The organism is Geobacillus sp. LEMMY01, from assembly GCF_002042905.1.
In the GTDB taxonomy this organism is placed as follows: domain Bacteria; phylum Bacillota; class Bacilli; order Bacillales; family Anoxybacillaceae; genus Geobacillus; species Geobacillus proteiniphilus.
In genome coordinates, this window is record NZ_MVKA01000012.1 from 12259 (window position 1) to 24332 (window position 12074).

Below are 12074 nucleotides of genomic sequence, written 5' to 3' on the forward strand. Positions count from 1 at the left end.
TGCCGCCCGGACAATCACGATCTATTTCGGGGGAGGAAATCAACGATGGCCAAAACGATGGAAGAAGCGATCAAAGGCGGCAGCTTTTTGATTGAAGACATTCCGGCGGAGCGCGTCTTTACGCCGGAAGATTTCACCGACGAACATCATATGATCGCCAAAACGACGGAAGAGTATGTCAACAACGAAGTGTTGCCGCAGCTCGAGCATTTGGAAAACCACGAGTTTGACCGTTCAGTGAAATTGCTCCGCAAAGCGGGCGAGCTCGGCTTGTTAAGCGCTGACATTCCGGAAGAATACGGCGGTTTGGGCCTAGACAAAGTCAGCTCGGCCATCATTGCGGAAAAAATGGCGCCCGCCGGCGGTTTTGCGATTTCGCACGGGGCGCACGTCGGCATTGGATCGCTGCCGATCGTGTTGTTTGGCACGGAAGAACAAAAACAAAAATATTTGCCGTATTTAGCGACCGGCGAAAAAATCGCCGCCTACGCCTTGACGGAGCCGGGATCGGGTTCTGACGCTCTTGGCGCGAAAACGACGGCGAGATTAAACGCGGAAGGCACGCATTACATTCTAAACGGGGAAAAACAATGGATCACGAACTCCGGCTTTGCCGATGTGTTTGTCGTTTATGCGAAAGTTGATGGCGAGCATTTCACCGCGTTCATCGTGGAACGCGACTTCCCGGGCGTTTCGACTGGTCCGGAAGAAAAGAAAATGGGGATTAAAAGCTCGTCGACAAGAACGCTCATTTTGCAAGATGTGCCGGTGCCGAAAGAAAATGTGCTCGGTGAAGTCGGTAAAGGCCATGTCATTGCCTTCAACATTTTGAACATCGGCCGCTACAAGCTTGGGTTAGGGGCGGTCGGCGGCGCGAAGCGGGCGTTGGAGATCACGCTCAAATACGCCAATCAGCGCCAGCAATTCAAACGGCCGATTTCCCAATTCACACTCACGCAGGAAAAATTCGCGACCATGGCATCGCGCCTGTATGCCGCCGAAAGCTCGGTTTACCGCACGGTCGGTTTGTTCGATGAACGGATGGGCCTGCTTGATGCGGAAAAAGCGAAAGATGGCAAGGAAGTGGCGAAGTCGATCGCCGAATATGCGATCGAATGCTCGTTGAACAAGTTTTTCGCTACGGAAGTGCTCGATTACATCGTTGACGAAGGCGTGCAAATCCACGGCGGGTACGGCTTTATGCAAGAGTACGAAATCGAGCGCGCCTACCGCGATTCGCGCATCAACCGCATTTTTGAAGGGACGAACGAGATCAACCGCCTGCTCGTGCCGGGCATGTATTTGAAAAAGGCGGTAAAAGGCGAGTTGCCGCTCTTCCAAAAAGCGCAGCAGCTGCAAGAAGAGCTGATGATGATGACGGCGGAAGAGCCGGGTTCGGGTGTGCTTGATCAAGAGAAATACCTTGTGCGCAACGCGAAAAAAATCGCCCTGATGGTGGCTGGCTTAGCGGCGCAAAAGTATGGCCAGCGCATTGAAGAAGAGCAAGAAGTGCTTGTCAACATCGCCGACATCGTCTCGAACATTTACGCGATGGAGTCAGCCTTGTTGCGCACGGAAAAAGCGATTCAAGCGAGCGGTGAGGAGAAAAACAAACAAAAAGTGTTGTATACGCAAATTTTCTGCCAAGAAGCGTTCAATGAAATTGAAGCCCATGCGAAAGAAACACTCGTCGCCGTCGAACAAGGCGATACGCTTCGGATGATGCTCGCAGCTCTCCGCCGGCTGACGCGCCATACGCCGATCAACGTGATCGCGAAAAAACGCGAAGCGGCCGCCGCGCTCATTGAAGCGGAACGGTATATTGTGTGATAATGAGAAGTACCAGGCATGGCCTGGTACTTCTTGTTATAAGAAGCGGGCGTTCAGTTTGGGTGAAGCGGATGTGACAGCGCTCAACTCGGCCGCGGATGATGGATCATCCAACACTGTTAAAAAGGGGGAATGGCGATGGCGCTGACGTTTTATTGGTATCCAAAATGCGGAACGTGCCGAAAGGCGAAGCGTTGGCTCGATGAACACGGCGTTGACGTGCGGACGGTGCACTTAGTCGACGAGCCGCTCACGAAAGAGGAGCTCGCCCGTTTGCACCGCCAAAGCGGGCTGCCGCTTAGGAAATTTTTTAACACGAGCGGGATGAAATACCGCGAGCTCGGGCTGAAAGATCAGCTAGATCGCGCTTCGGAAGAGGAGATGCTTGACTGGCTCGCCTCCGATGGAATGCTGGTGAAACGGCCGATTTTAACGGATGGCGAGCGGGTTGTTGTCGGATTTCGCGAACAGGAGTATGAGGCGTTTTTCGCTCAGCGGCCGCCGGCGGCGACATAAAAAATTTTTTGAGAAATAGGGCGGATTCGGTGAGTTTTTGCGGAAAATCGGTTATGATGAAAAGGAATACATTTTGTCGCAATGGAGGGATTCGATGAACACGCCGAAAGAACTTCGTTACTCGAAAGAACATGAATGGGTGCGCGTGGAAGGAGACAACGTGCGGATCGGGATCACCGATTTTGCCCAATCGGAGTTGGGCGACATCGTCTTTGTCGAACTGCCGGAAGTTGGAACGGAGCTGACGGCGAACGAGCCGTTCGGCAGCGTCGAGTCGGTGAAAACCGTTTCGGAACTGTACGCGCCGGTCAGCGGCACGGTGGTCGAAGTGAATGAGGCGCTGAACGACAATCCAGAATATGTGAACGAATCGCCGTATGACAAAGCATGGATGATCGTCGTCAAACCGAAAGATTTGAGCGAAATCGACAATTTGTTGACGGCCGAGCAATACGAGGCGATGATCAACGAAGGATAAGTTCGTGCCGCTTTCGCTTTGATTCCGGAACCCGATATACATACTAAATTTTGATGGAACAGAGGTGCTCGCGCTGACGCTGCCACCGATGTTCATCCATAGTACAGGCTGGGAGACCGGAAAGCTGACCGGCGGCTTGCTCGGCTGCTTGGGCGACGGATCAGCCCTTCTGCTTCGGGGGCGTCTGTCGAGTTGACAACCCGATATGAAAATGTTGAAAGACGCGACCGCTACCGTTGAACCGGATCAAAAGATGCAATAGATGTCGATTGTGACGGGAAAGCGGGATGATGTGAAGAAGGCAACGGTGGATGGCCGTTGCTTTTCTTTTTCAACATTTGGCCGGCGCAGGACATACAATAATAGTATCCTCTTTGAAGTTAGGTGGGTCGGACATGCGACGGACGGAAAAAGTGATCATCGTCGAAGGGAGATCAGACAAGCAAAAGGTGGCGGCGGTGCTGAACGAACCGGTCGTCATCGTCTGCACAAACGGCACGATCAGTGATGCGCGCCTTGAGGAGCTGGCTGATGAGCTGGAAGGATACGATGTATACGTGTTGGCCGATGCCGATGAGGCGGGGGAAAAATTGCGCCGGCAGTTTCGCCGTATGTTTCCAGAGGCAGAGCATATTTACATTGACCGGGCGTATCGCGAAGTGGCGACCGCCCCGCATTGGCATTTGGCGCAAGTACTGTTGCGCGCTCATTTCGACGTCCGCATCGAATCGCTCATGAGAGGAAGAGGCGAGTGAAACCGATTGACCGAAAAGAGATCAGACGGGTTGTGAGAGACGAGCCGCTCCTAGCCCTTTATTTGTATACACCGCTGTGCGGTACATGCCAGCTGGCGAAGCGAATGCTTGTTGTGGTGGAACAGTTGTTTCCGGCGCTGCCGTTTTACGAAACGGACATCAACTATATCCCTGAGCAGGCGGCTGAGTGGAAAATTGAAAGCGTTCCTTGCCTGCTTCTTTTTAGGGACGGAACGATCGCAGGCAAGTGGTATGCCTTTCATTCCGTTCCGTATTTGTACGAAGTGATTCAAGCCCGTTTGCCGCACTGACGATTTGCTTTTTTTGACGCCGTTTGACATATTTCTTGGGAAATGACAAAACTAGTGCCTTTTCGCCATCACGGTTGTCGAGATTTTTGTAAAGGATTCTTCCCCCTTTGCATGGAAATATTAAGGAGACAAGGAGAGATAGGGGGAGGATGTTCAATGGAAGTGCGTGAATTGGTCGGGCAGTTCGTGGAACGGATGCAAGTATTGCGCCATTTGTTGCCGATTGTGCCGGATGAGCAACTGTGTGTTCGGTTTGAAAGCGATGACGAAACCGCCTTGCTGTTGATCGGCAAGGAATCAGCCGCTAGAGGGATGGAAAACGATGAACGGAAAACATTGACGGTGCGCGGCTCTAAAGAAGCGCTCGCGTCCTTGCTAAACGGCGAACTGAAGTTGCAGCAGCTCGTCCGGCTGCGTGAAGTGTACGTGTCAGGAAGCTTCCGCCATATGTTGCTGCTTGAGTCGCTCCTCCATTTGGCCAAGCCGTATCGGCACGTCGGATAAAAAATATGTTGACACGATTCGACAAGCAATGATACAATCACACTCGTAATCAATTGAATAGGCGATTGTTGCGCTCTTATCAAGAGAGGTGGAGGGATGTGCCCAATGAAGCCCGGCAACCGTCAGCGCATCTGCTGAAATGGTGCCAATTCACACAAAGCGGCCTGCTTTGAGAGATAAGAGACGGAATGGTGCACAATACCTTTCTGTTCTCTGCGGGCAGAAAGGTTTTCTTTTTGCGCTCTGCCGCCTTGGGGGAAGGAAGGTGAAACGATGATTACACTCGAACAAGTGACGAAAATATATCAAGCCGCCAACGGCTCGGTCACGGCCGTCGACCACGTGTCGCTTGAGATTCGCGAAGGGGAAATTTTCGGCATCATCGGCTACAGCGGCGCGGGGAAAAGCACGCTCATCCGATTGCTCAACGGGCTCGAGAAGCCGACGAGCGGCCGAGTGATCGTCTCCGGGCGCGATATGGCGCGCATCAAAGGTCGGGAGCTGCGCAAGGCGCGCCAAGAAATCGGGATGATTTTCCAGCATTTCAACTTGCTTTGGTCGCGCACGGTCCGGGAAAACATTGCCTTTCCGCTTGAAATTGCCGGCGTCCCGAAGGAGGAGCGGAACAAGCGGGTTGATGAATTGATCGAGCTTGTCGGCCTTTCCGGGCGCGAGGATGCATACCCGTCGCAGCTAAGCGGCGGACAAAAACAGCGGGTCGGCATCGCCCGGGCGCTCGCCAACAACCCGAAAGTCTTGCTGTGCGATGAGGCGACATCGGCGTTGGACCCGCAGACGACCGATGCGATTTTAGACTTGCTTGTCGACATCAACAAGCGGCTCGGGCTCACGATTGTGATCATCACCCATGAAATGCACGTCATCCGCAAAATTTGCGACCGCGTTGCGGTGATGGAAAGCGGCAAAATCGTTGAGCAAGGAGAAGTGCTGCACGTCTTCCGCCATCCGAAGCAGCCGATTACGAAACGGTTTGTCAAGCAGCTGATCGAGCCGGAGGAGACAGAAGAAGCGATTTCCCATTTGTTTGGCCAATACCCGAGCGGGCTGATCGCGCAGCTGACGTTCGTCGGCGCGGCCGCCGGAAAGCCGCTCATCACCGAAGTGGTGCGCCAGTTTGCCGTCGATGTCAACATTTTGCAAGGAAAAATTTCGCAAACCCATCAAGGCGCCTATGGGGTGCTGTTCGTGCACTTCGACGGGGCGAAGGATGAAATCGGCCGGGCGCTTGACTATATTCAACGCCAGCAAGTGGCGGTGGAGGTGATTCACGATGCTCGCTAACCTCCTGCCGAACGTGCAATGGGAGACGATGTGGGCGGCGACGGTCGAGACGCTGTATATGACGGGAGTGGCGGTGGCGGCCACTTTCGTCCTCGGGATCATTCTCGGATTGCTTTTATTTTTGACATCAAAGGGCAACCTATGGGAGAATCGGGCGGCCAATGCGGTCATCGCCGCATTCGTCAATATTTTCCGCTCCATTCCGTTCATTATTTTAATTATTTTGCTCATTCCGTTTACGAAATGGCTCGTCGGGACGATGCTTGGCGCCAATGCGGCGCTGCCGGCGCTCGTCATTGGGGCTGCGCCGTTTTATGCCCGCATGGTCGAAATCGCTCTTCGCGAAATTGATAAAGGCGTCATCGAAGCAGCCCAAGCGATGGGCGCCTCAACGTGGACGATTATTTGGAAAGTGTTGCTGCCGGAGTCATTGCCGGCGCTTGTCTCCGGCATTACCGTCACTGCGGTGTCGCTCGTCAGCTATACAGCGATGGCTGGGGTCGTCGGCGCCGGCGGGCTTGGGAACTTGGCGTATTTGGAAGGGTTCCAGCGCAACCATAACGATGTGACGTTTATTGCGACCGTGTTGGTTCTAGTCATTGTGTTTGTCATTCAGTTGATCGGTGACTTTGTCACTTCGAAAATAGATAAACGATAAAGGAGGAACGATCGATGAAGAAATGGTTGGGTGTTTTGCTCGCTGCCATTCTTGTGCTCGCTTTGGCGGCATGCGGCGGCAACAATAACGACAACGCGGAAGGCGGCGAAGACGGCAAATTGGTGAAACTGAAAGTCGGCGCTTCGAACGTGCCGCATGCGGAAATTTTGGAAAAAGCGAAACCGATTTTGAAGAAAAAAGGCATTGACTTGGAAATCATCACATTCCAAGATTACATCTTGCCGAACAAAGCGTTGGCGGATAAAGAAATTGATGCCAACTACTTCCAGCACATTCCGTATTTAGAATCGCAAAAGAAAGAATATGGCTATGATTTCGTCAACGCCGGCGGCATTCATATCGAGCCGATCGGCTTATACTCGAAAAAATATAAAAGCATTGAAGAACTGCCGGACGGCGCGACGATCATCATGAGCAACTCGGTCGCCGACCATGGCCGCATTTTATCGATGCTGCAAGAAAAAGGGCTCATTAAATTGAAACCGGGCGTCGATAAAACGAAAGCGACGGTCAATGACATCATCGAAAATCCGAAGCATTTAAAATTTAAGGCCGATGTCGACGCCGGGCTTCTGCCGCAAATTTACAAAAACGGCGAAGGTGATGCGGTTCTGATCAACGCCAACTATGCGCTTGATGCCGGTTTGGATCCGGCGAAAGACCCGATCGCCGTTGAGTCGCCGAAAAACAATCCGTATGTAAACATTATTGCGGTGCGCAAAGGCGATGAAAACCGGAAAGAAATTAAAACGCTTGTCGAAGTGTTGCAATCGAAAGAAATCCAAGATTTCATTAAAGAAAAATACCACGGCGCCGTCATTCCAGCGGCGGAAAACAATCAATAACGGGAGCGTTTCGCTTCCGTTTCTTTTTTGTCCCCAAAAAGCCGCTCCCCTTACACGAAGAAAGCGGCAAAGTTCAAAACGGCTCTCAATGCGAGGACGCCGCCGCCGACCCGCTTTTTCCACTGCCTCATCGGCCGTTCAAGCGCGCCAGTACGGCGGCGAGCATCACGATGATGACGCAGTTTTGCAGGGCGATCACCGCCGTTAAGCTGAAGGCGCCGTCTCCTCGTTCACCGAGGGTGTTGCCGATGATGATCCACGCCAAAAACGAAGCGGCAGCGGCTGTTAAGGCAAAGACAACCCAACGAATCAATGGCATTTCCCCCTTTCCCATTATGATGGAAGTTGAACAGAACAGGCGGTTTTCATCATGACGTTCCATCTATGTTAGCGAAACGGTGATGTTTCCACATGCTTTGAATACTATTCGTTGTTTAATTTCGTTTTCCTCCATGCATACTAACAGCAGAAACGAACAAAGGAGGAAAACGGAGATGAACAACGGAACACATGCATCGGTCGAAACGGCGCTTCGCCACTACAAGGAAGGGCTTGGAGTGTTTACCCAAAAACTTCCAAACGTGGCGGAACGGTTTAACGCATTTACGGAAGCTTGTTTTGCTGAGGGAGCGCTGTCGAAAAAAGAAAAACAATTGATCGCCCTTGGCATCAGCTTGACGACGCAGGATGAATATTGCACGATTTACCATGCGAAAGGCTGCCTCGATGAAGGAGCGTCCGAACAAGAAATTTTGGAAGCGTGCGCGGTGGCGGCCGCGTTTGGCGGCGGGGCGGCGATGAGCCAGGCGGTGACGCTCGTGCAAGAATGCCTCCGCGAGCTGCGGACGACTCACTAGACTCCGGAAAAAACGGGGTCTTTTTTTTTTGCAAAAACTCGTACAAGCTTGCGGTTTTCGTGTAAAATAATAAAAGGCGCTGTTTTTTCACACGGTCATAGTGAAAACAGAGCGGGAAAGTTGCAGACAGTTTTCATTTGTTATAAAATTGTAATGAGAATAAAATGAGAATGAGCGATCGCTAGAAGACCAGCGAGCTAGGATGACTCTCAATCGGGAATTGGAGGTATGTTGCATGGCAGTCTTGACGATTCGCAATCTCCACGTCGCCGTGGAGGGAAAAGAAATTTTAAAAGGAGTTGACTTGGAAGTCAAAGGCGGGGAAATCCACGCCATCATGGGTCCGAACGGAACGGGGAAATCGACGCTGGCATCGGCCATTATGGGCCATCCGAAATATGAAGTGACAGAAGGATCGGTGACGCTTGACGGCCAAGATGTCCTCGAGATGGAAGTCGACGAGCGGGCGCGCGCCGGCCTGTTTTTGGCGATGCAATACCCGAGCGAAATCAGCGGGGTGACGAACGCTGACTTTTTGCGCGCTGCGATCAATGCCCGGCTTGGCGAGGGCAACGAAATTTCGCTCATGAAATTCATCCGCAAGCTTGATGAAAAAATGGCGTTTCTTGAAATGAATCCGGATATGGCGCACCGCTATTTGAATGAAGGGTTCTCGGGCGGGGAGAAAAAGCGGAACGAAATTTTGCAGCTGATGATGCTTGAGCCGAAAATCGCCATTTTGGACGAGATCGACTCCGGATTGGACATTGACGCGCTGAAAATTGTCGCCAAAGGCGTTAACGAAATGCGCAGCAGCGAGTTCGGCTGTTTGATCATCACCCACTACCAACGGCTGTTGAACTACATCACGCCGGATTACGTGCACGTCATGATGCAAGGGCGCATCGTCAAGTCCGGCGGTCCGGAACTGGCGCAGCGGCTTGAGGCGGAAGGGTACGACTGGATCAAAAAAGAGCTTGGCATCGAAGACGAAACGGTCGGACAAGAAGCGTAAGCGTTAGGAGGAGGATTATGGCGACAGAAACGAAAATCCCATTCGATGAAACATACATCCGCACGTTCTCAAGCGGGCGCGGCGAGCCGGATTGGCTGACGGCGCGGCGTCTTGAGGCGCTCGAGCTGACGGAGCGGCTGCCGCTTCCGAAACCGGAGAAGACGAAAATTGACAAATGGAATTTCACCGAGTTTGCCCGCCACACGGTCGACAGCGCGCCGTATGCTGCCTTAGACGATTTGCCGGAAGCGGTCAAGGCGCTCATTGAAGCGGGCGAAGGAACGAAAAACTTGTACGTGCAGCGCAACCATACGCCGGCGTATGTGTCGCTGTCCGATGAATTAAAAGAAAAAGGCGTCATCTTTACCGACATCTTCACGGCAGCGCGCGAGCATGGCGACTTGCTGAAAAACTATTTTATGACAGCGGTCAAGCCGGATGAGCACCGCCTCGTTGCGCTCCACGCGGCGCTGCTCAACGGCGGCGTGTTTGTCTATGTCCCGAAAAACGTGGAGATTGAAACGCCGCTTCAGGCGGTCTATATTCAAGACGAAGACGACATCGCCTTGTTTAACCACGTGATCATTGTCGCGGAAGACAACAGCCGCGTCGTGTTTGTCGAAAACTATATATCGGCAAGCCGAGAAGGAAAAGCGGTCGTCAATGTGGTCGCCGAGGTGTTTGCCCAAGCGAACGCAAGCGTCTTTTTCGCCGCCGTCGACCATTTGGCGAAAGGCACAACGACGTATGTCAATCGGCGCGGCATCGCTGGGCGCGACGGACGGATCGAATGGGCGCTCGGGCTGATGAATGACGGCAACACGGTCTCCGAGAACATCACCCGCCTTGTCGGCGACGGCTCGTTCGGCGATACGAAAACGGTCGCGGTCAGCCGCGGCGAGCAAGTGCAAAACTTTACGACCAGCGTCGTCCATTACGGCAAGCATACGGAAGGTTACATTTTAAAACATGGCGTCGTCCGCGACAGCGCGACCTCGATTTTCAACGGCATCGGCAAAATTGAGCACGGCGCGTCGAAGTCAAACGCCGAGCAGGAGTCGCGCGTCTTGATGCTGAGCGAAAAAGCGCGCGGCGATGCGAACCCGATTTTGCTCATTGATGAAGACGATGTCATGGCGGGCCATGCGGCGTCGGTCGGCCGCATCGACCCGATTCAATTGTATTACTTAATGAGCCGCGGCATTCCGAGACGCGACGCGGAACGGCTCATCATCCACGGCTTTTTGGCGCCGGTTGTCGAGGCGATTCCGCTTGAAGGCGTGAAAAACCAATTAATTGAAGTGATTGAAAGGAAAGTTCAATCATGAATGTCAATGAAATTCGCGCGTTGTTTCCGATTTTGCATCAGCAGGTGAACGGCCATCCGCTCGTCTATTTTGACAGCGCGGCGACATCGCAAAAGCCGCTGCCGGTGATTGAGGCGCTTGACCGCTACTACCGCGAGTACAACTCGAACGTCCACCGCGGCGTCCATACGCTCGGGACGAAGGCGACCGACGCGTACGAAGGCGCGCGCGAAAAAGTGCGGCGGTTTTTAAACGCGCAATCGGCGCAGGAAATCATCTTCACGCGCGGCACGACGGCGTCGCTCAACTTGGTCGCCTCAAGCTACGGGCGCGCCAATGTCAAAGAAGGCGACGAGATCGTCATTACGTACATGGAGCATCACAGCAACTTAATCCCATGGCAGCAGCTGGCAAAACAAACGGGCGCAACGCTGAAATACATTCCGCTGCAGGAAGACGGCACGATCGATTTGCGCGATGTCGAGGCGACCATCACCAAAGCGGCGAAGATCGTCGCCATCGCCCATGTGTCCAACGTGCTCGGGACGATCAACCCGGTGCGGGAGATCGCCCGCATCGCCCATGAGCGCGGGGCGGTCGTCGTCGTCGATGCGGCGCAAAGCGCTCCGCATATGAAGATTGACGTTCAGGCGCTCGATTGCGATTTTCTCGCCCTTTCCGGCCATAAAATGTGCGGGCCGACGGGAATCGGCGTATTATATGGCAAAAAGAAATGGCTTGAGCAGATGGAGCCGATCGAGTTCGGCGGCGAAATGATCGATTTTGTCGAGCTGTACGACTCGACGTGGAAAGAGCTGCCGTGGAAGTTTGAAGGCGGCACGCCGATCATCGCCGGGGCGATTGGCCTTGGCGCAGCGATCGATTTCCTTGAACAAGTGGGCTTGGACGCCATCGCCGCCCATGAGCATGAGCTGGCGCAATATGCGCTTGAACGAATGGCGGACATCGAAGGCGTCACCGTCTATGGCCCGAAAGAGCGGGCGGGGCTTGTCACGTTCAACATCGACGGGGTGCATCCGCACGATGTGGCGACTGTCCTTGACGCCGAAGGAATCGCCATCCGCGCCGGCCACCATTGCGCCCAGCCGCTCATGAAATGGCTCGGCGTGACGGCGACCGCCCGGGCAAGTTTTTACTTGTACAATACGAAAGAAGAAATCGATCGGTTCATTGCGGCATTACAGAAAGCGAAGGAGTACTTCAGCCATGTCTTCTAACCATCCGTTGGATCAGCTTTACCGCCAAGTCATTATGGATCATTATAAAAACCCGCGCAACCGCGGGGTGCTTGAAGGAACGAACGTCGATGTCAACATGAACAACCCGACGTGCGGCGACCGCATCCACTTGACGATGAAAGTCGAAGACGGAAAAGTCGCCGACGTCAAGTTTGAAGGGGAAGGCTGTTCGATTTCGATGTCGTCGGCGTCGATGATGACGCAGGCGATCAAAGGAAAAACGGTGGAGGAAGCGCTTCGGCTCGCCCACATTTTTTCCGACATGATCCAAGGGAAAGAGTACGACGATTCGGTCGATCTTGGCGACATCGAGGCGCTCCAAGGCGTCTCTAAATTTCCAGCCCGCATTAAATGCGCAACCTTGGCGTGGAAAGCGCTCGAAAAAGGGCTGCAACAATCATGAACATGAAGGAAGG

General features: G+C 53.3%; 15 protein-coding genes and 1 riboswitch. Of the genes, 14 read left to right on the forward strand and 1 reads right to left on the reverse strand.

Translation table 11 applies throughout. The annotated features are described in order from the left end of the window. The first annotated feature begins 45 nt into the window (after positions 1–45). From B1A75_RS07525 to B1A75_RS07565, 9 genes are all read left to right on the forward strand, one after another. The gene (locus B1A75_RS07525; protein ID WP_079936014.1) at positions 46–1830 is read left to right on the forward strand and encodes an acyl-CoA dehydrogenase family protein; all 1785 of its coding nucleotides are present in this window, start codon (positions 46–48) and stop codon (positions 1828–1830) included. Positions 1831–1968: 138 nt separating this feature from the next. Further along, positions 1969–2346: an arsenate reductase family protein gene (locus tag B1A75_RS07530; protein ID WP_079936015.1), complete on the forward strand. Its 378-nt coding sequence runs from the start codon at positions 1969–1971 to the stop codon at positions 2344–2346. Positions 2347–2440: 94 nt separating this feature from the next. Next, positions 2441–2824, forward strand: a complete 384-nt coding sequence (gcvH, locus tag B1A75_RS07535) for a glycine cleavage system protein GcvH (RefSeq protein ID WP_079936039.1) — start codon at positions 2441–2443, stop codon at positions 2822–2824. A gap of 395 nt (positions 2825–3219) precedes the next feature. Further along, positions 3220–3579: a toprim domain-containing protein gene (locus tag B1A75_RS07540; RefSeq protein ID WP_079936016.1), complete on the forward strand. Its 360-nt coding sequence runs from the start codon at positions 3220–3222 to the stop codon at positions 3577–3579. Next, positions 3576–3890, forward strand: coding sequence for a thioredoxin family protein (locus tag B1A75_RS07545; RefSeq protein WP_079936017.1), 315 nt, complete (start codon positions 3576–3578; stop codon positions 3888–3890). Before B1A75_RS07540 ends, B1A75_RS07545 begins: the two co-directional genes overlap by 4 nt. Positions 3891–4046: 156 nt before the next feature. Continuing rightward, on the forward strand, positions 4047–4394 hold the full coding sequence (locus tag B1A75_RS07550; protein WP_079936018.1) for a sterol-binding protein: 348 nt from the start codon (positions 4047–4049) through the stop codon (positions 4392–4394). A gap of 73 nt (positions 4395–4467) precedes the next feature. Continuing rightward, positions 4468–4577, forward strand: a riboswitch (SAM riboswitch). A gap of 90 nt (positions 4578–4667) precedes the next feature. Continuing rightward, complete coding sequence (locus B1A75_RS07555) at positions 4668–5696, forward strand: methionine ABC transporter ATP-binding protein (protein ID WP_079936019.1); 1029 nt, start codon at positions 4668–4670, stop codon at positions 5694–5696. Then, complete coding sequence (locus B1A75_RS07560; protein WP_079936020.1) at positions 5686–6354, forward strand: methionine ABC transporter permease; 669 nt, start codon at positions 5686–5688, stop codon at positions 6352–6354. The genes B1A75_RS07555 and B1A75_RS07560 overlap by 11 nt, the downstream gene beginning before the upstream one ends. A 14-nt stretch (positions 6355–6368) precedes the next feature. Further along, positions 6369–7220, forward strand: a complete 852-nt coding sequence (locus B1A75_RS07565) for a MetQ/NlpA family ABC transporter substrate-binding protein (RefSeq protein WP_079936021.1) — start codon at positions 6369–6371, stop codon at positions 7218–7220. Positions 7221–7347: 127 nt separating this feature from the next. On the opposite strand, the gene B1A75_RS07570 is transcribed toward B1A75_RS07565, so the two are convergent. Continuing rightward, a complete protein-coding gene (locus tag B1A75_RS07570) occupies positions 7348–7539 on the reverse strand; it encodes a hypothetical protein (protein ID WP_079936022.1) in 192 nt (63 codons plus the stop codon). A gap of 175 nt (positions 7540–7714) precedes the next feature. Between B1A75_RS07570 and B1A75_RS07575 the strand changes: the two genes are divergently transcribed. From B1A75_RS07575 to sufU, 5 genes are all read left to right on the forward strand, one after another. After that, entirely contained in the window at positions 7715–8077 is a 363-nt protein-coding gene (locus B1A75_RS07575; protein WP_079936023.1) for a carboxymuconolactone decarboxylase family protein, read from the forward strand. A 235-nt stretch (positions 8078–8312) separates the two neighbouring features. Next, positions 8313–9092: a Fe-S cluster assembly ATPase SufC gene (sufC, locus tag B1A75_RS07580; protein ID WP_011232465.1), complete on the forward strand. Its 780-nt coding sequence runs from the start codon at positions 8313–8315 to the stop codon at positions 9090–9092. Between the two features lie 17 nt (positions 9093–9109). Then, positions 9110–10420, forward strand: a complete 1311-nt coding sequence (sufD, locus tag B1A75_RS07585; RefSeq protein ID WP_074044765.1) for a Fe-S cluster assembly protein SufD — start codon at positions 9110–9112, stop codon at positions 10418–10420. Beyond that, entirely contained in the window at positions 10417–11637 is a 1221-nt protein-coding gene (locus B1A75_RS07590) for a cysteine desulfurase (RefSeq protein WP_079936024.1), read from the forward strand. The genes sufD and B1A75_RS07590 overlap by 4 nt, the downstream gene beginning before the upstream one ends. After that, entirely contained in the window at positions 11627–12061 is a 435-nt protein-coding gene (sufU, locus tag B1A75_RS07595) for a Fe-S cluster assembly sulfur transfer protein SufU (protein ID WP_074044763.1), read from the forward strand. The genes B1A75_RS07590 and sufU overlap by 11 nt, the downstream gene beginning before the upstream one ends. The last annotated feature ends 13 nt before the right edge of the window (positions 12062–12074 follow it).

What these genes read in the sequence shown, in the direction of transcription:
- B1A75_RS07525 (WP_079936014.1), top strand. Translation starts at nt 46, where the DNA reads ATGGCCAAAACGATGGAAGAAGCGATCAAAGGCGGCAGCTTTTTGATT.
- B1A75_RS07530 (WP_079936015.1), top strand. Translation starts at nt 1,969, where the DNA reads ATGGCGCTGACGTTTTATTGGTATCCAAAATGCGGAACGTGCCGAAAG.
- gcvH (WP_079936039.1), top strand. Translation starts at nt 2,441, where the DNA reads ATGAACACGCCGAAAGAACTTCGTTACTCGAAAGAACATGAATGGGTG.
- B1A75_RS07540 (WP_079936016.1), top strand. Translation starts at nt 3,220, where the DNA reads ATGCGACGGACGGAAAAAGTGATCATCGTCGAAGGGAGATCAGACAAG.
- B1A75_RS07550 (WP_079936018.1), top strand. Translation starts at nt 4,047, where the DNA reads ATGGAAGTGCGTGAATTGGTCGGGCAGTTCGTGGAACGGATGCAAGTA.
- B1A75_RS07555 (WP_079936019.1), top strand. Translation starts at nt 4,668, where the DNA reads ATGATTACACTCGAACAAGTGACGAAAATATATCAAGCCGCCAACGGC.
- B1A75_RS07560 (WP_079936020.1), top strand. Translation starts at nt 5,686, where the DNA reads ATGCTCGCTAACCTCCTGCCGAACGTGCAATGGGAGACGATGTGGGCG.
- B1A75_RS07565 (WP_079936021.1), top strand. Translation starts at nt 6,369, where the DNA reads ATGAAGAAATGGTTGGGTGTTTTGCTCGCTGCCATTCTTGTGCTCGCT.
- B1A75_RS07570 (WP_079936022.1), bottom strand. Translation starts at nt 7,539, where the DNA reads ATGCCATTGATTCGTTGGGTTGTCTTTGCCTTAACAGCCGCTGCCGCT.
- B1A75_RS07575 (WP_079936023.1), top strand. Translation starts at nt 7,715, where the DNA reads ATGAACAACGGAACACATGCATCGGTCGAAACGGCGCTTCGCCACTAC.
- sufC (WP_011232465.1), top strand. Translation starts at nt 8,313, where the DNA reads ATGGCAGTCTTGACGATTCGCAATCTCCACGTCGCCGTGGAGGGAAAA.
- sufD (WP_074044765.1), top strand. Translation starts at nt 9,110, where the DNA reads ATGGCGACAGAAACGAAAATCCCATTCGATGAAACATACATCCGCACG.
- B1A75_RS07590 (WP_079936024.1), top strand. Translation starts at nt 10,417, where the DNA reads ATGAATGTCAATGAAATTCGCGCGTTGTTTCCGATTTTGCATCAGCAG.
- sufU (WP_074044763.1), top strand. Translation starts at nt 11,627, where the DNA reads ATGTCTTCTAACCATCCGTTGGATCAGCTTTACCGCCAAGTCATTATG.